Source organism: Pseudomonas sp. S07E 245 (assembly GCF_019599025.1).
Lineage (GTDB): Bacteria > Pseudomonadota > Gammaproteobacteria > Pseudomonadales > Pseudomonadaceae > Aquipseudomonas > Aquipseudomonas shirazensis.
The window spans coordinates 2,248,253-2,265,703 of sequence record NZ_CP080625.1 but is presented as its reverse complement, the minus strand read 5'-3'; the positions used below and the strand labels follow the sequence as shown (position 1 = coordinate 2,265,703).

10 protein-coding genes, 2 tRNA genes and 2 pseudogenes are annotated in these 17,451 nt (G+C 53.2%); 10 read left to right on the top strand and 4 right to left on the bottom strand.

Annotated features, from left to right (window positions below; genetic code table 11):
* Positions 1-49 precede the first annotated feature (49 nt).
* Both K3F44_RS10580 and K3F44_RS10575 read right to left on the bottom strand, forming a co-directional pair.
* Positions 50-1,429 carry a nucleobase:cation symporter-2 family protein gene (locus tag K3F44_RS10580; RefSeq protein WP_101320788.1) on the bottom strand — a complete coding sequence of 460 codons (1,380 nt, stop codon included), beginning with the start codon at positions 1,427-1,429 and terminating at the stop codon, positions 50-52.
* Between the two features lie 185 nt (positions 1,430-1,614).
* Positions 1,615-2,286, bottom strand: coding sequence for a Bax inhibitor-1/YccA family protein (locus K3F44_RS10575; RefSeq protein ID WP_101320786.1), 672 nt, complete (start codon positions 2,284-2,286; stop codon positions 1,615-1,617).
* A 120-nt stretch (positions 2,287-2,406) separates the two neighbouring features.
* Between K3F44_RS10575 and K3F44_RS10570 the strand changes: the two genes are divergently transcribed.
* The 7 genes from K3F44_RS10570 to K3F44_RS10540 all read left to right on the top strand — a co-directional run bounded on the left by K3F44_RS10570 (position 2,407) and on the right by K3F44_RS10540 (position 11,881).
* A tRNA-Ser gene (locus K3F44_RS10570) sits at positions 2,407-2,493 on the top strand.
* A 45-nt stretch (positions 2,494-2,538) separates the two neighbouring features.
* Positions 2,539-2,628, top strand: a tRNA-Ser gene (locus tag K3F44_RS10565).
* A 217-nt stretch (positions 2,629-2,845) separates the two neighbouring features.
* Positions 2,846-4,273 (top strand): site-specific integrase, encoded by a 1,428-nt coding sequence (locus tag K3F44_RS10560; RefSeq protein WP_140174182.1) that lies wholly within the window; start codon positions 2,846-2,848, stop codon positions 4,271-4,273.
* A gap of 148 nt (positions 4,274-4,421) precedes the next feature.
* Positions 4,422-7,802 (top strand): hypothetical protein, encoded by a 3,381-nt coding sequence (locus K3F44_RS10555; RefSeq protein ID WP_145187356.1) that lies wholly within the window; start codon positions 4,422-4,424, stop codon positions 7,800-7,802.
* Positions 7,771-8,427 carry a hypothetical protein gene (locus K3F44_RS10550; protein WP_140174184.1) on the top strand — a complete coding sequence of 219 codons (657 nt, stop codon included), beginning with the start codon at positions 7,771-7,773 and terminating at the stop codon, positions 8,425-8,427. The genes K3F44_RS10555 and K3F44_RS10550 overlap by 32 nt, the downstream gene beginning before the upstream one ends.
* 843 nt (positions 8,428-9,270) lie before the next feature.
* On the top strand, positions 9,271-10,323 hold the full coding sequence (locus tag K3F44_RS10545; protein ID WP_088523333.1) for a nucleoid-associated protein: 1,053 nt from the start codon (positions 9,271-9,273) through the stop codon (positions 10,321-10,323).
* Complete coding sequence (locus tag K3F44_RS10540; protein WP_177438141.1) at positions 10,292-11,881, top strand: hypothetical protein; 1,590 nt, start codon at positions 10,292-10,294, stop codon at positions 11,879-11,881. The genes K3F44_RS10545 and K3F44_RS10540 overlap by 32 nt, the downstream gene beginning before the upstream one ends.
* Before the next feature lie 283 nt (positions 11,882-12,164).
* Here K3F44_RS10540 and K3F44_RS10535 read toward each other — a convergent pair whose 3' ends face one another.
* Positions 12,165-12,650 (bottom strand): hypothetical protein, encoded by a 486-nt coding sequence (locus K3F44_RS10535; RefSeq protein WP_257225365.1) that lies wholly within the window; start codon positions 12,648-12,650, stop codon positions 12,165-12,167.
* Positions 12,651-12,760: 110 nt separating this feature from the next.
* On the opposite strand from K3F44_RS10535, the pseudogene K3F44_RS10530 reads away from it, so the two are divergent.
* Positions 12,761-13,884 (top strand): annotated as a pseudogene (locus K3F44_RS10530) (sensor histidine kinase).
* 26 nt (positions 13,885-13,910) lie between these two features.
* Here the strand turns inward: K3F44_RS10530 and tnpC are convergent.
* Positions 13,911-14,869 (bottom strand): annotated as a pseudogene (gene tnpC / locus K3F44_RS10525) (IS66 family transposase); the annotation flags it as partial.
* Positions 14,870-15,042: 173 nt separating this feature from the next.
* Between tnpC and K3F44_RS10520 the strand changes: the two are divergent.
* Together K3F44_RS10520 and K3F44_RS10515 are read left to right on the top strand one after the other, a co-directional pair.
* Positions 15,043-15,834: an FAD-dependent oxidoreductase gene (locus tag K3F44_RS10520; RefSeq protein ID WP_218570365.1), complete on the top strand. Its 792-nt coding sequence runs from the start codon at positions 15,043-15,045 to the stop codon at positions 15,832-15,834.
* Positions 15,835-16,597: 763 nt separating this feature from the next.
* Positions 16,598-17,398, top strand: coding sequence for a citryl-CoA lyase (locus tag K3F44_RS10515; RefSeq protein ID WP_088523332.1), 801 nt, complete (start codon positions 16,598-16,600; stop codon positions 17,396-17,398).
* The last annotated feature ends 53 nt before the right edge of the window (positions 17,399-17,451 follow it).

Genomic DNA, 17,451 nt, shown 5'->3' with positions numbered 1-17,451 from the left:
ACCATGATAAAGCAAAACAACCCCGCCACCGCTACTGGCGGGGCAATGCTCACTGTTGCGCCTTGCTCTCGGGCAAGAACCAGTTCAGTACCAGCGCGCAGATGCCACCGGTGGCCACGCCCGATTCCAGCACGTTACGCAGCGCCGACGGCATGTGCGCAAGAAACTCCGGCACCTGCGCCACGCCCAGGCCCAAGGCCAGCGATACCGCGATGATCAGCAGGGCACGCCGGTCCAGCCGCGTGCTGGCGAGGATATTGATCCCCGAAGCAGCAACGGCGCCAAACATCACCATCGCTGCGCCACCGAGCACCGGCTCCGGCACTGCCTGAATCACCCCGGCAACGCTCGGGAACAAACCCAGCAATACCAGCATTGCAGCGATCCAGATACCAATGTGGCGGCTGGCAATCCCGGTCAGCTGAATCACGCCATTGTTCTGCGCAAAGATCGAACTCGGGAAGGTATTGAACACCCCAGCCAGCAGCGAGTTGGCGCCGTTGACCAGCACGCCACCCTTGATCCGCTGCATCCAAACCGGGCCTTCGACCGGCTCACGCGAAACCTTGCTGGTCGCCGTTACGTCACCTATGGCTTCCAGCGACGTCACCAGATAGATCACCAGCATCGGAATGAACAACGCCCACGAGAAACTCAGGCCAAAGTGCAACGGCGTCGGCACTTGGAACAGCGCCGCCTCGTGCATACCGGTAAAGTCCAGCCGGCCCATGTAACCGGCCAGGGCATAGCCCGCCGCCAGCGCGATGACGATGGCGCAGCTGCGCATCCACACCACCGGGATGCGGTTGAGCAGCACGATGATCGCCAGCACCACGCCCGACAGCAGCAGATTTTCGCCGTTGGCAAAAGTGCCATTGGCCATCGCCGTGAAGCCACCGCCCATGCTGATCAAGCCGACCTTGATCAAGGTCAGACCGATCATCAGCACCACGATGCCGGTCACCAGCGGGCTGATCAGGCGTTTGATAAAAGGCAGAATGCGCGACACGCCCATCTCGACGAAGGAGCCGGCAATCACCACACCAAAGATCGCCGCCATCACACCCTCAACCGGCGTGCCTTGCTTGACCATCAATGCACCACCGGCAATCAACGGCCCGACAAAGTTGAAACTGGTGCCCTGTACGATCAACAGCCCCGCACCAAACGGCCCGAAGCGGCGGCATTGGACGAAGGTGGCAATCCCCGAGATCACCAGCGACATCGATACGATCAGATTGGTATCCCGCGCGGAAACACCCAGCGCCTGACAGATCAGCAGGCCCGGGGTAACGATCGGCACGATGATCGCCAGCAGATGCTGCAGGGCAGCGAGCATGGCAATCAGCGGCCGCGGCTTGTCCTCCAGGCCAAGGACCAGTTCATTGTCAGGCGCTGCCGCGCCGGGCCCTTGTTCGATCGAACTCATGGGTAGCTGCCCCGGAAGAAAAAAGGAGCGCATTCTAAGGGCCGCTGGCTGATTCGGGTAGCCTAAATGCAGCGGTTCAGCCCAGCGTCTGGCTGGATACGGCTGGTAATGTCGGCCACCGCCAAACGTCGCCCACAAAAAAGCCCGCCGAAGCGGGCTTTTTTGCGTTACCGGTCAATCAACGATCAGTCATCACGACCCATGATGCCGAACAGCTGCAACAGGCTGATGAACAGGTTGTAGATCGATACATACAGGCTGATGGTCGCCATGATGTAGTTGCGCTCGCCGCCGTGAATGATCGCGCTGGTCTGGAACAGAATGCAGACCGACGAGAACAGCACGAAACCAGCGCTGATCGCCAGCTGCAGGCCGCTGATCTGGAAGAAGAAGCTCGCAACCACCGCGCCCAGCAGGACGAAGAAGCCAGCAGTGATGAAGCCGCTGAGGAAGCTCATGTCTTTACGGCTGATCAGCACGTAGGCCGACAGACCACCAAACACCAGTGCAGTCATGGCAAATGCCGAGCTGACCACTTCCGCACCACCGGCCATGCCGAGGTAGCGATTGAGGATCGGGCCAAGAATGAAGCCCATGAAGCCGGTCAAAGCGAAGGTCGACACCAGGCCCCAGACTGAGTCACGCAGTTTGGCAGTGAGGAAGAACAGGCCGTAGAAGCCGATCAGCACCACGAAGATGTTCGGGTAGCCGACACGCATCTGCTGCGCAACGAACGCCATTAGACCGCTGAATGCGAGGGTAAGCGCCAGCAAGCTGTAGGTGTTACGCAGGACCTTGCTGACCTCCAGCTGCTCGGCCTGCTGGCCGTGTTGTAGGGCATAATCCTGTTCGCGCATGGCGACACTCCTGTGGGTAGAAACCTATGGATGCTGAGAGCATACCAGAGCCACCGCAGGCCGCGACACAGAGAGTTTGACAGCGTGTTTCATTACGGTATTATGGCGCCCGCTGTATCCGGAAGCGTGGCCGAGTGGTTTAAGGCAACGGTCTTGAAAACCGTCGATGGGCAACTATCCTAGAGTTCTTATCTAAAGCCCCTTCTAGTTGCATCTTATAGCGCCGTTGTCCAGTGGCGCTACGAACACCCCGGGAAATTGGCAGAGTGGTTGAATGCACCGGTCTTGAAAACCGGCGAACGTGAGAGCGTTCCCAGGGTTCGAATCCCTGGTTTCCCGCCAAACATCAATGAATTAAGGGCCTAGAGCAATCTAGGCCCTTTTTTTCGTCTCGATTTTCTTAACCCCGACCTCGCTAAGCCCACAAGAAAACTAAAGCGTGCAACGTTTTTGTTGCGTGTTGTTGCGTCTTGTTGCAGTATCGCCATCCGTTGCAACTGGTAGTTGCATCTTAGGGGTTTGCCCATTCCAGCAAACCTACATCCAAGACGGGGGCTTAATGGCTGCAGTGGTAGATGTGTCGATCAGCATCATGGAGACGTTTCGCGCCGGAAGGCCAACGTACCGCATGCTTTCTGCTGACGTGGTGACCAGCGAGTTCTTTGACACCTGGATCTTCGAGCTCTCGAAGCGTCAGGCCTGGAACACCGTGAAATCCTATGGCCCAGCAGTGCTGCTGTTCATCCAATACATCCAGGTGGTCGCCGATCGGAATGGGGGCCTCACGCCTTTGCTTCTGACTGAAGCGATCGAGGGGTACGAGAATTTCCTGGCTTATGGCACGGGCAGTACTGTCAAGCTGAGCCGATCCGTCGCGAGGATTTTGGGTAACCGGAAAATGGGGGGTAGCTCGATCCGGAAGCACCTTACTGCCGTCAACAACTTCATCGACGCGAGTGAGACTTTCAGAAAGGCAATCTTTCAGCTCCAGGAGACCGGCTACGTAGGCAAAGATCTCATTTCAGCGCTGCCGGCAATCACCTCCCAGTACGTAGCTGCGCCCAGGAAGATCAGCGTTGCAATCGGCAACAGTAGCTGGTTGGCAGGATGCATAGCGGGTGGGGCAAAACGGATACGACAGGTGGGGCTGGTCGCCACCTCCAAGCCGTCAACCATGGCACATACTGATAGCTATGGTGGCGATGAAAAAGTCTTTCCGATTGACCTATGTGTGAAGCTTATTGAGAGCGCGACGTGCCTCAGGGACAAGACGCTATGGTCACTGCTAGCGGCGTGCGGTTGCCGTATCTCAGAAGCGCTGACTATGTTTACGTCTGATGTATGTATCTATCCTGGGAAGCCAGCTGACAGCTACGTTCAGATCATCGATCCGAACAGTCGAATCAAAGAGCTGTCCCGCTTCATGACCGATGTGGCTATCAGCAAGCTGAGCCACAAAGGGCGTTTGCACCCCGAAACCTTCCTGATAGAGCCGTTCGCTTCTCATTTTTGGGTGAATCTAGATCTTTACATCGCCGAACAGCGTGCTCTGGAAATGAAGCGCCACAGGCCTGTATCGCATCGCTTTCTGTTTAGAAATCTTCTCAACGGAGAGGGCATGCCATCCTCCTATCAAGCCGTGTGGGAGCGCTTCAACGCAGCCGCTAAAGCGTTGACGGGTGAGAGCTATGGATTTCATTCTCTTCGCCATATGTATGCATACTACTTGCACAACCACTGCCCAAATCCTTTCAAACCTGGTGCGTTTGGCTTCGAGCTTGGCGTTGTCCAGAAATTACTTGGGCACTCCTCTGCTACTGCAGTCGAGCGGTATGCGCGCAAAGATAGCCACATGCTTCGAGCGTCCATGGCTGCGATGAACCTTATGAGAATGCGAGATAGTACCTTCAATGTAGCTAAGGTACAGATTGAGCACTTGAGGCAGCAAATTGCTCATCTTGAAAAATTTGTAAGCAGCGAGACTTGATCTACCTTTGGTGCTATTTGGCCCCTGTAAATAACGTCTAGTCAAAAAACGCGCGGAATATCCGGGTGCACGTAATTATAAAGTGCGGCCTGCGGGCTTCTCTTGTCCAAAATTCGCTATTTCGTTCTGCTTAAAGAGTAAACATGGTATGAAGATTTTATACAAAAACTCGATGATGTGGTTGATTCCTGGGTCGGAGATCGCATCTGCGATTCAAGGCGCTTGCAAAGAGGTCAGAGCTTTCTATCAGGAACACTCTTCAGGGGTAACTCCCGATGCAACCTATCAGGTTGATAGCTATTTTCAGGGGGCGTTTATTAACTTCTCGTTGTGGGAGAAATCTCACTATCGCGCGCTGGTGAATTGCTGCACTGATGATCCCGATGCGAAATTCGCGGATGTTCATCCCCAGCTGACTTCGTGCACTCCACGGCAAGAACAGGCCCTCGCAAATTTCTTCAAGCTAGTCTTTATTCTCATGTGGTCGAGGAGGCAGGTCATCCTGCCTCTTTCGATGAGGGCCGTAAGCCACCTGGATAGCGTCCTCGAAAAAGTGATCGCATTGGGTGGCGCGCCTGCGCTCCAACAGATACGAAAGAATATGAATCATGACAAGTTATACGCCAGCAAGCACGATCGTCATTTTGACAAGAGCGCTTATACACGTTGGACTAAGCTGTTGCTAAGTGGTCAGGTTTACTCTTCAGATGATTTGACTCGGGAGTACTGTGTTGCGGTTTATAAAGATAGTATTGGGCGAAAAAAGCCTCTTGGTCAATACCGTGTGTTGCAGTTCCTGTATTTTTTGGCCGGGGATAACGTTGCAGCTCGGGAAATGGTAGAAGAGGTTGTCACGGAAGTCAGGAGGGAAATCGACGACGTCAATAAAATTGCTCGGGAAAACAGGAAGAAGCCTGCAAAAAAGGCCGCTGCAGACATCGCGTTTGACGAGGGCGTCGAGTATGGGAATGGCATTAAGCCCGTAGATCTTGATGCTCTTTTCACTCGTTGCGTCAAGTCGTACATGCTTAAACCTGTATTTGATATGCAAGAGGGTGGTGCGAAGTTTTATGCTAGGTTGCCTGAGAAGGTCAGGGTCTTCTGTGCTGGAGTGGACGCCACCTTCCGATCATTTGTAAAATCGAAGCGGTTGCAAAGCGAAAAAACTCAGATTTTTCTGCTGAATTTGCAGTTGGCATACTTGTCGACCTATCTGCCTAATTTCTTCCTGGCTCGCGATGGAGATCTGCGAAATTACCCGGCGTCTTTCAATGATTACGATTGCGTGTTGTATTTTACTCGTGAGGCTAACTTTGTAGATGGGGTTCTTGTGTATGAGAAAGAACCTCCCATGACATTTCTGAAGTTTCTTGAGTGCTACGCTAAGTTTAACGATTGGGGGAATGAGTCGTGGTATTCGCGCGTCCTTTGTGCAGACGAGTTTTGTGATTGGGTGCAAGAGCACCGGTTCACCATCCCAAATGCTGATCGCTTTACCAATAATTTCTCGTCAGCCTGCTATCCACCGTTGAGGCGGCGGAACGGTACAGTCAAACGGCCAATTCCCCGAGCGTACTTTGGTGCCTTTGTGAGTATGCTTTATTCCATGGAATATTTGGTTATGCACCTGAATATGATGGCTGACGGTCAAATGCCAGGGGTCATTCAGGGGTCGCTGTATCAACCTAGCCTGGCCGAACTACAAGAATCTTCTGAATGGGAGTCGATGTGGGGTAGGGGGGAGGCTCGGGTCACGGTTATTGATCAGAGTAAATTAAACTATTGTCCTATTTTCTACTGCGATGGAAAAATCCATAAGTTTGAATTTCTTCCCCGCTTCTATCGTACGATCGATTATGAAATTGGGGGCGAAGTTGTGCCAAGGATCGTGCCTAATCACGTTCGCCTGACGCAACTTATGTGTGAGACAGGCCTTCGTCAGAAGCATCTCATCTGGCTTGATAAGGATCGATACGATTGCATGCTGGATCGCAGCAGTGGTAGCCAGCTGTCGCCGCTGTTTGTTAGTAGTGATAAGTCGCATGGCGAGTGGACTGCGATTGTTGCTCGTCCGGTGATGGCCATCCTTGACAGGCAGAGGAAATGGTACGGACAGTGCAGTGCGCAAAACTATAGCGAGCCTTTATGGTATGGAAATAAGGAGAGCTCTAAATTTGGCAAATTCAAGCCATTGTTCAGAATGCCGCTGGAAGGGCAAAATAGTTGGGCTAGCTATCGATATTATCCTGTGATGCTGTCGATTTTGCAGTGCTTTATTCATAATCAACTCAAAGATCTGAAAGTCCCTGACCTGGTCTTCGTAAGAAGGAGAAATGGTGGGGGTGAGATCCCTATTGTTTACACCGACGAATTCTTTGCGGGGATCACTGTTGACTCTATGGTCAGTGATTATACGCCTCACGGGCTGCGCGCTGGCTTCGTCTCGGAAGCAGTCAGGTTCCTCCCTGCATGGGTTGTCGGTCAATATATGACAGGTCAGTCCGAGCCGCATGTGTGGTATTACTCTGTATTTGAAGAAGATGACCTTCCGAGTCACCAGAAACTACTAGCGAATTATTTGCTGAAAAATACTGAGAAACTCAATGATGCAGAGGCTCCGGAGCTGGCTGCTGCGGTCATCAAGCTCAATGCACGATTAGCTGCTGACATCAAAACTGATCCCGCTCAAGCTATTAAAACGCATGGGCTGATGAGCTTGATTGGAGTGAAGGAAGATCAAAGCGGAATTGAGATTCTAAGGGCTCGTAAGGATACGGTATTTGCCTTCAACCCAACTCACATCTGTCCATTCAACAATCGGTGCCCCAAAGAGATTCTGGAGCTGCTGGGGGCTGGCAGGCCCTGTGATATGTGTCATTACGCCATTCGCGGAGTTTGTCACCTACCGACGATCAGTGCCGAAAAGGACAAATGCAAGGAGTTAATGGTAGAGGTGCTTCGCAAGCTGCAACATTATCGGAATCTGAAGCGCACCGCAGCTGATCGGCAGGTGATCGAGACGCTGAGTGAGGATCACGATAGATATGCTCGTGAGGTCTTTGCGTACGAGGCTATCGAGCAGCAGCTGTACCAAATGGCACTCAATGGGCAGGCGGATAAGCTGTTCGTGCCCAGGAAGGATGATCTGTTGATCCACTTCAAGCGGGTGGAGCTCACCGAGGGGGAGCATTTGGTCAAGCGTCTCATCGACGTCCAGAATTTTCCGGACGCATCTAGCGCCGATCTGGACACTAAATTCGCCTATCTTCGAGCAATGTTGCAAATGAAGCAGGGGGATCTAGATAGCGTCCTCAATATCAGTGAGCATCCACCAGGCGTGGCGTTAGCTTCGCAAATTGGCAGTATGGTAAATTCACAGGCACTAGACGTTATGGACGTCTTCAAGATCAGTCAGGCGGCAGCCAAACCGCCAGTGCCCGTGAAACCCGATTTGCTGATAACCAAGAGGATCGGGCACGGCCAAGTGGAGAAACACGATGCTGAACCCGAAAAAGGACACGTTCGATGAGTATAGGGAAAATCATAGACAACAGCGTATAGAGTTCATTAGGAAGGCACTGATTGTTCTTTCTAATGCTAAGTATAATAATGTTACCAGGTTAGCCAAGGATGTGGCTAAGCTGGTAACGGAGTTTGAGTTGAAAGCGTTCTTCGCTCAGATGGGTTCAGAGCGTGAGGAGCTTTGTAAGCCTGTGAGCCACGTTACGCTGCTCAGGAATACAAGTTACCGTAAGCTACTTGAAGACTTTTTGGGGATGGAGGCCTCCGTGGAGGCAATTTCAGGTAGTGTCATAACCGATATAGAAGCTTTAAGAATACGCAATGCGAGCCTTGAGTCGCAGAATTTATTGCTTAAAGAAAAGATTAGAAGCATTGATTTAGTAGCTTTGCCAGCGCAGGGAAAGATAGACCAAGCTGTGGTGGATGAGTATGAGATTTTAAGGCATGCGTTGGTTACATTCTTAAAGATGATTGATGGCATGGTAGAGCAAGCGGCAGATATATATAAAACAGTTCTAGAAGGGGAGGAATCCGAAAACTTCCCAGAGCCAGGGTTTTATGGGCCGTGGGCTAAGATATCGACATTGGATGAGCTTAGAGAGCTAGATAGAATTAGGAAACGATTGGGTTAAAGAGCATTCAAGTTTTTCCCTTTTTAACTTTGCTCGGAATTTTCCGGGTTTTAGTGTGTCCGCTATAAATCAATGGGCTAAAAGTCAGTCTCCCTTGCTTTATATTTTGTGCTATTAGATATCAAGCGGTTTTAAGAGCATTTAGATGGCGTGGGTGACGGGGGTAAGTAGGTAGAGTGCTTGACTTTATAATATCGCTCCGCTGGAAGCTCACCTTGCCGGTGGTTCTGCTGAGTTGCATCGCCATTCATAAATGGCGCAGTGTTAGAGCGAATTAGGCGTTTGAGGTTAGTTCTTGGTTAAAGCATGATGGCTTCACTCAGTATCTAATTCTTCAACCTATCTGACGATTTTCCAAGCCTTGACTCCTTGGTTAGGTGTTATTGGTTTCAATGATATTTCAATGACTCCTCTAACTATTTTCTGTTGATACGCAACCTTCCTTCATCGCTCACTCTTTCATCTATTCCGGGTCATGTGAATTAGCAGAGTTTCGTCCATTGATAAACTCAACACAGAAACTTGTAGCGTTTGAGTACAAATGTACTCTTTAATGGAGGAGCCAGGCGGTTGTGAAGATTTCTGGCAGCAAAAGCTGATCGGCGTTGCAGCTGTGGGATGGCCTTACGCTGCTTAAGTTGGCTAATGCACCCACAGCGTTGTTGTACTGGCCGCTGGCCATTCTTTCCGGATATGCTCCTGCCACAGCATCACATCCAGCCCTACGCGGAAATGGCCATCGGCTCTGCAGGCTGCAATTGATGCGTAATTGTCGTCTGGGCGCATGCCGAGGCGGGTGGTTCCTCTTCCTGCTTAGGACGGGGCGGATTCCATGGAGATGGCATGAGCTTTTTTTCAGACGAAGAGATTGATTCACTCAAGATCACACGGATGATCTTGCATGTAGTGGGTACCAAGGACTTCGCGGCCATGCCAGAGCGGGCTCTGGAGGAGGAAGCGTTCTTCATCGGCAAGATCGTAGACATGGCCACCGCGCCGGTCTTCATGTTCAAAGCGGTATCGGTGACCCGTAACGAGGTCGAGGCGATCGCAAGTGCGGACACGTCCTTCGTGGCCGGCGCTCAGGCCCTAGCCGCCAGTTTCAACCGTGCGCACGTGGGCGGCAGTGCTGATGGCGTTCTGTTGATGTTCGAGCTGTCGGTCGCAGACCCGGATGTGAAGATCTACAGCCTGATCAAGTACGACTACAAGCTTGCGTTGGAGCAGAACGACGGTGCTCCAGGAAAGAAGCTGCGGCGTATCGTGAATGCTTTGGTAGACGAGAAAAAGGCCATTCAGAAAACGGCACTGATTCGGGTGATCAGCGGGGTTGCCGACCAGAACATTTCGGCTACCGATCGCACCAAGCAAGGGGTGGATCTTGCCGACTACTTCGCCGATTTCTTGGCTGTGAGCAGAGCAGTCTCGGACACTGAGCTGAGCGAGATAACCCGCAAAGTCCTAAAGGCTGCACTGCAGACCTGCATTGAGCACCTGCCCGGTCAGGATATAGCCAAGGCGCTGCAGCGGGCCCAAGCCAACTTGGGCACTCGTCGACGCATTGATGAAGAGACGATCGTTGAGGCAGTGATGATGGCAGCGGGTCATCCTGAGGATGAGAAAATAGCCAACCGCCTGGAGCGTGAGACTCGGAGTCGTGTCAGGAAGAGCAAGCTTCACGAGCTGAGCTTCAAGCCCGACCGCCGGATCCTCCGTCAGCCCTACATGCGCAAGATCGTCACGGCTGAGGGCGTCACCATTCTCTTCCCTGATCGGAAGGAAAATCCCAACGTCCAGGTGATACAGCTCGACGGAGATAAGAAACAAATCATCGTCGATACAGATCGAGTCAAGGAGGACAGCGTTGTCACACCAAAGCCTGGCCAGCCTGATTAACGAGCTATCGCGCAAGCGTCAGGCCCTAATCACAGAGGGCAACCTTACCCTCATCGTTTCCGACCTATCAGCGGAAACTGCTCGGTCGATCAAGAAAGCCGCTGTCGATGCTGCCTGGTCATTCACGATTTACGACTGCGCGAGTAGCGAAACTGACGTCGATGACGAGGATGAAGATTTCGGGCCGTTCCGCGTTGAGCTGGAGAAACCACTTCCGGAAGACCATGTCCAGGAACAGGCCCTCTATGTGGCGACGGAAGTAGGCTTCAAGGCGTTCCTGGTCAATGGACACGCTGCTGCACGTTGGCACCTGCTTGGCCTCACTCAGCCTTTCAATACCAGAGCGAGGGCATATTGTGGTTGGGGTGAAGGGGGCGACTACACCGAATCACAGGCGACCAAGTCACCTCGGCTCCTGGTGAAAGAATCAGCGACCCTCCGCAAAGTACCGGAGGATGTGCGCCATTGGTTGCTCGCAGAAGGACACCATCTCGATGAGACTGATCCTTTACACATGCTCTGGGCAGGGCAGGCGTTCGGTGCTCTCAGCCGTTGCTTTGCGAACGAAATCGACACCAGTGGTAGCAAGCTCACTTTCAAAGGCCCGCCCAAGCTCAATCTGACAATCCCAGAGTCGATAGATGGGACTTCATCCATCTCGCTTACAGACTTCGAAGTTGTCCACGAAGCAGCGGCATGGGTGTTCGATAACGCGCGGGAAGCAGAGGTGAAGCACATCCTGCTGTCCGCCGAAATTGCGCGTTCCGGTCGGGCGGACGGGGAGGTACAGGAGTACTTCAGGGAGAACATGGCCGCTGCCTTGGACTGCGCGAGAATCGCTTATCAGATGGCGGTCTCGGAAATCACCAAAGACACCCTGAAGTCCCTGACAGATCTTCGTAAGGCCGTGACGGAGGAAACGTCGAAGGCCACAGACGCGACCCGGCAAGCAATCGCAGCGATCTCCACGGCGCTGACCGTTGGCCTGGGCCTGATCGCCGCGAGGCTCACATTGCAGATCAACCCGTACCTGATCTCGATCGTCATGGCGGTCGCAGTTGGATACACGGTACTGAACGTGATGTCGGGCCGTAAGTTCATCAACATCCAGCGAAAGCTTCGCAAGGACTGGCAGCCAAAGCTGTATCGCTTTTTGCCTGAAGGCGAATTCAAGAAAATGGTAGCGGATCCCATTGAGCAAGCCGAAGGGCTCTTCTACAAGGTGAGTCGTCTGGGTATTGCGATGCTTGGGGTCGCGGCCATGGGTATTTCCGTTTACGCCTTTACCTACAGCGCTCCTCCACCCTCATCGTCGACGTCTGTAGTTCCCCCGTCCCAAGTTTCAGCAGCTCCAACAGCCCCGCAGACGTCTGCCAGCGACACCGCGACTCAGCCTCAAATCAAGTCTCAGCCAGCCCCTGTTTCTCGGCCCGAAATTACACCGCAGCAAAAGCCGGCGTCTCAGCCTGAAATAATGCCTCAGCCTGAGATAAAGCCACAGCCAACCCCGGAGCTGAAAGAAACCGTCCCAAAAACGGGAGGCCCCGGTCAGGCTTGATCAGGGGGTTTTTCGCTGCGCGGTCAATGATGTATAGCCCAGAGAGGGTTGCGTGAAAGCCGACGAACTAAGCGCCAGGGGTTGATCACAAAAACGAAAAAAGCCCCATTAGGGGCTATCTCAACTCGTCACAAACATCCTGTTTGTAGCGCAACTCGACCCAGGCACATTGCAATGCTGTGTTGCTCGCTAGTTGAAGAGGGAACCGTGGGTGGATGGATTTACTGTATGCTCATACAGTGCCCGTGTCAACCACTTTGTCAGCAAGCTCTTTAAGGAATGTTCACCACTCTGCTGGTGCAAAGCTCAACATTTGCTCGGAAAAGTTCCCGAACAAAGGCAAGCGTCCGTGGAGTTCACCTCGGTATCCTGCTTGCGGCAACAACTCAACAATCGCCCCATGTAGAGAGTCGAGATGCACGGGTTTAGGCAAATATTTCGCATTTGGGCGCAGAAACCCAGGCGGAATCACAGTATTGCCGGACATAATAATTACGTGCAGATAAGGCCATCGAAACCAAATCGTTCGAACCAAGACCAAGCCATCGAGCCTGCCCGGCGTGCGCACGTCAGTGATGATCAAGGAAAACGATACCGTCCCCTCCAGTGCTATCAGCGCTTGATCGGCGGTGGGGCATTCGTCGACCACATGACCGAGGATCGTACAGCCTCCGCCATCAATGAGCGCAAAATTTTTTCGTCCTCGACCAGGAGTACATTTAGCGTCACGAAGAAGCTCCCAGAAGGAGCTGGACAGGATGTTAAGCAAGTTCCAAGTTTGTGCTGACCGGCTATGCCACCACCTATTTCCAGGACTAATCTTGAACCGCACGGCGGCGGCATCGGTATTCCCCTCTTCCAGCTAATTCAAGGACAACGATGAGACTGCACGAGTTCATCCTTAAGCACACCGAGCAAATATTGTCAGCTTGGGAGAGTTTTGCTCGAACTGTGGAAACCGCGTTGCCTGCGATGGACGCCAAAGGGCTGAGGAATCACGCTCAGCACATATTGACGACGGTAGCTGAGGATATGCAAAGGCTCAATCCGAGCGGCAGCAGCTCAAAAAATCCCATGGTCTTGGCCCAGTGACGGAGGGGGATGCACCCTCTCAGACGCATGCGATGACACGATTCGTCGCAGGATTTTCCATGGATCAGATGGTTTCAGAGTATCGGGCTCTTCGATCTAGCGTTCTCAGGCTGTGGCTGGCCAACCATCGGATGGACGCAGAGCACGATATGCAGGACATGATCCGCTTCAATGAAGCCATAGACCAAGCGCTAATCGAGTCTATTGCTACTTTTGGCCAGGCAGTTGAGTCCACACGCAAAACGGTTCTAGGGGTGTTAGGTCACGATCTACGCTCACCATTGGGCGCTGTGTTAATGGCCAGTGACCTGCTTCTCGGGAGCGAAAATCTGGCAGCCAGGGAAAAAAAGCTGGCAGCGCAGATTAACGCGAGTGTGCGTCGAGCTAACCACATGGTGGGCGACTTGCTCGATCTAGCTCGTAGTAATCTTGGAGGTGGCATACCCGTAAATCCGGAGGACGCTGACTTACGCGCCCTTTGCGCGTCTGTTGTAGGAGAGCTTCGTATCGGGTTTCCCCGCGCACAGATCATTACGAACGCAAGCGATGCAGTGACGGGGATGTACGACCCGGCCCGCATGGAACAGGTGTTCACTAACCTGATTAGTAACGCGGTTCGGCATGGGGATTTAGAGCAACCGATTAACGTGACATTGTCGCGGGGTGACGACGTTGAGGTTTTCAGCGTGCAGAATCGCGGCGAACTTATTCCCTCCAGTGTAATGCCCCATCTTTTCAATCCACACGCTCGATACTCAAGTTACGCTGCGAGAGAAAAAGGTGCGTCCGCTGGCCTCGGGTTAGGCCTATTCATTGCGGCGGAAATCGTCTCGGCCCACGGTGGAAAAATCGAGGTGGTGTCAACGGTTGAGCAGGGAACAGTATTCAAAGTGCTGCTACCGATTACCTAATGAGGTCTACACCATTCTGTAAGAGTCTACGGGCTACGCCAGCACGGCTGAACAGACGCCCACTTATGCGGCAACAGTTCGGTAATCTCACTCGCCCGCTGCGTCGGCAGGCGTGTAAGAACATCCTTAAGATAAACGTACGGATCATGACCGTCGAGCCGCGCCGACTGGATCAAACTCATGATCGCCACCGCGCGTTTACCGCTGCGTAATGAGCCCGCGAACAGCCAGTTCGAGCGTCCAAGGGCCCACGGGCGGATTTGGTTTTCAATCCAGTTGTTGTCGATGGGCACACCGCCATCATCTAGATAACGCGTCAGCGCTATCCAGCGTCTGAGGCTGTAATCCACGGCCTTGCCGATGGCCGATCCCTCAGGCACAAGCTGCCTCTGGGCGATCATCCAGGCATGAAGTGCGTCGATAATCGGCGCTGCCTTTTTCTGCCGTATTCGCTGTCGGACATCCGGCTTCAGCTCGCGGACTTCTCGTTCAACTTCGTACAAGGCCCCGATGTAGTGCAGCGCTTTCTCGGCAATCTGGCTTTTGTTGGTCACGTGCAGGTCGAAGAACTTGCGGCGTGCATGGGCCATGCAGCCGATCTCCGTGAGGCCCAGTTCAAAGCCTGCCTTGTAGCCAGCGAAGTCGTCGCAGACTAGCTTGCCGTTCCAGTGGCCCAGGAAGGCTCGGGCATGTTCACCAGCACGGCTCGGACTGAAGTCATAAACGACGGCAGCCAGATTGGAAAACTGGCTGGTGGCATAGGCCCAGACATAAGCACGATGAGTTTTCTTCGCGCCAGGTGTCCGCATTTGTACCGGCGTCTCGTCGGCGTGGACGAAGCCATGCGTCAGCACGGCTTCGCGCAGCGCATCAACAGCGGTTGTAATTGGACGCCGCAGTTGCCCACCCACTGCGCCAAGGTCGAGCCAGCAATCTACAGTCCGGCGCGGCCAAAGATTTTCTCTTGGCGATACAGCGGCATATGGCCACTCGTCCGCTCAAGCGTCACCCGGATACTCGAATAGATTGACAGGCCGGCTTTAGACCCAAATACTGACCGAAGGGTATGCAAAACAGTCTTCTGGGTATGTTCCGTTCTGGAGCTCCAGCAGGCCGATCGCGGGCCATACCGGCACTGGCAACCACGAGGTACACGCTGTGGATAAATACGTTGGACTGGATGTGCTCATCATCGGAGGAGGGGCTGTAGGGGTCTGCTCAGCCTACTTCCTGCAAAAGGCCGGTATGCGAGTCACCTTGATTGAACAATCAAGGGTAGGTCTCAAAGGGCCGCGCACCCCCTTCGTTGATTGCATCGGCGGCGGTGATAAGAGGTCAGAGCTTGCTAGGCGCGGAAGCGAGCTGGTGTCTCCCCTGTTCGAGGATCTTGGTTATAAAATGCGACTGGTGAGCCGGTTCTGCTTCACCTCTCAGTCGACGATCACGGCTCATAGTGTGCGGAAAGGCACCTTAGGTAATGAGCTTTCGATGCATGAAATGCTTATGGACTTGAGGAATGTCGTAAACGATCGGGGCGGGCGGATTTTTGAAGAGCTCGAAGTAACTGAGCTCATCATGGCTGACGATAAGGTCGTTGGTGCATCGACGCCCGTTGGCCAGTTCTTGGCAGATGAAACCATTATTGCTGCGGGCGTCCTCAGTTCCAAATTCGAAGGGTGCCTGAACCTTGATTTAAGGCTCAAAGAGGAGCGCATCGCCGCAGGCGATGATCTAGTAGATGTACCTGTTACACCTTATGGCAAACCTTACCTGGGACGTCCTGAAGGAATAAATGGCGCAATTGTAGCTGTCGGGCATGACGTGGACGCGATCTGCGCTATAGGAGTAGGGCAGATTGTTGCGGACTTGGTTTCCTCTCCAGTCGCGGGAGAAGGGTTCACATTGAAAAAAAGGATCACGGCACGAGATATACCTTGGGCTGGCGTTTGACTAGGGTCGTGCGCTTCACGGTTTAAATCAAGCTGCGCCAAGTTAAATCTCGTCTATAGTGCTGACGGCCCTGTAGGCGAGATTGATAATAAGGCACCTATAGTGCTAGTGCTATTTGCATGTCTTGGTTCAATAAGTCTGTGTGTAGGTTAATGGGCTTCCTTTTGAGTGTATAAGGGTTAGTGGATTCACAAACCTTTTTTGATTCCTAATGGTTTTATAAAATAGATGTGTGGGGACGCGCGCCTCGATTGGTATTGGCTTGATTCTTTCATATCCCAGGCGCTCAGCTCCCGGCAGTAATTGGCAATAAGCCAGAGAAGGTCTCATTCAATGAATGCATTTTCTCTGATTTAAGTTGGTCGTCCAGTCGGGATGCAATTCAATGATTGCCGGGATATTGTCGGCGGCTATGATCATGCACTTTCTTCGCTGGTCTTCAGTGCTACCGATACCTACGGCGATGATAGGTATGGCATCGGAGGGCTCGCGCTTGTATTTCCGGCCTCGCACGGGGAGGAAAAAATGGATTGGGGAGTTATCGCCGTAGCAGTGAGAACTCCACGCCATCGCTCTGGAAGTGGGCCTAGGGGAGGGGCGAGCCGCTAGGCCTGGCCAGTGACGTCACCGAGCTAGGGTGATGCCATAAAGACCCGTAAATCATTTTTACGTACCCGCTGGACAAAAAAAAGTACCTAGAATACAGTCGAGTCATCGGGCCGTCTCGGTGGATGGCACGGGCAACATTCCATAGGAACCAGCAATGACTACAGAAAAACGGTATTGGAGCACCTCGGTTAGCGACGTCGAGGAGTCCGCTGTCTACATCCGGGGCTATGACCTGGGCGATTTGATCGGGAAGCTGAGCTTCGCTTCGGCGACCTATCTGCTGATCCGTGGTCGCCTGCCGAATGCCGGCGAGTCCAAGATGATCGATGGCATTCTCTGCTCGGTCTTGGATTACGCGTTGAAAAAGCCTGGTACTGCGGCTGCCCGCTTCTGCGTTTCCAGCAACCCGAGCATGGTCGCGGGTTTGGCCACCGCAGTTTTGTCGGCTGGTGAGTATTCGCTGGCCCCTGATCAAACTGGCAACTTCCTGAACGCTACCTTCTCGCCAGACGTAAACGACTTCGAGGCCTCGGCCAATGCCTTGGTAGAAGGTATGCGTGCGCGCAAGGAGCGCGTTCCAGGGCTGGGCCACCCGGTCTTCCGATTTACCGACCCGCGAGCCCAGCAACTCAAGGCTCTGGCTGTTGAAACCGGTGTATGGGGCGATATCTGCGAATGGTATGAGGCGGTGCACAAGGCCTTTATCACTCAAGCCAACAAGCCCGAAATCGTGATCAACGAGGTCGGCATGATGGGTGCGATTTTGGCTCAGATGGGCTTTACCCCAGCAGAGATGACTGGCCTGGCAGTGATTTCCACTATGCCAGGTGTGGTCGCACACATTTCTGAGGAGCTGCAGAGCAAAGTTCGCATTCGCGCGATCAGCGACAGTGAGGTCGACTACGCTCGCGACCGCCGTAACTTTGCGGAAGATCTGGCAAAAAGCGGGCTTTGACGTTTACTGCTGCCGCTCCCAGTGAGCGGCGGCATTTCATAGTAACTTCTTAG

Bases quoted from the DNA above. Each gene is read 5' to 3' on its own strand.
- K3F44_RS10580 (WP_101320788.1), bottom strand. From the start codon at position 1,429: ATGAGTTCGATCGAACAAGGGCCCGGCGCGGCAGCGCCTGACAATGAA.
- K3F44_RS10575 (WP_101320786.1), bottom strand. From the start codon at position 2,286: ATGCGCGAACAGGATTATGCCCTACAACACGGCCAGCAGGCCGAGCAG.
- K3F44_RS10545 (WP_088523333.1), top strand. From the start codon at position 9,271: ATGAGCTTTTTTTCAGACGAAGAGATTGATTCACTCAAGATCACACGG.
- K3F44_RS10560 (WP_140174182.1), top strand. From the start codon at position 2,846: ATGGCTGCAGTGGTAGATGTGTCGATCAGCATCATGGAGACGTTTCGC.
- K3F44_RS10550 (WP_140174184.1), top strand. From the start codon at position 7,771: ATGCTGAACCCGAAAAAGGACACGTTCGATGAGTATAGGGAAAATCAT.
- K3F44_RS10555 (WP_145187356.1), top strand. From the start codon at position 4,422: ATGAAGATTTTATACAAAAACTCGATGATGTGGTTGATTCCTGGGTCG.
- K3F44_RS10515 (WP_088523332.1), top strand. From the start codon at position 16,598: ATGACTACAGAAAAACGGTATTGGAGCACCTCGGTTAGCGACGTCGAG.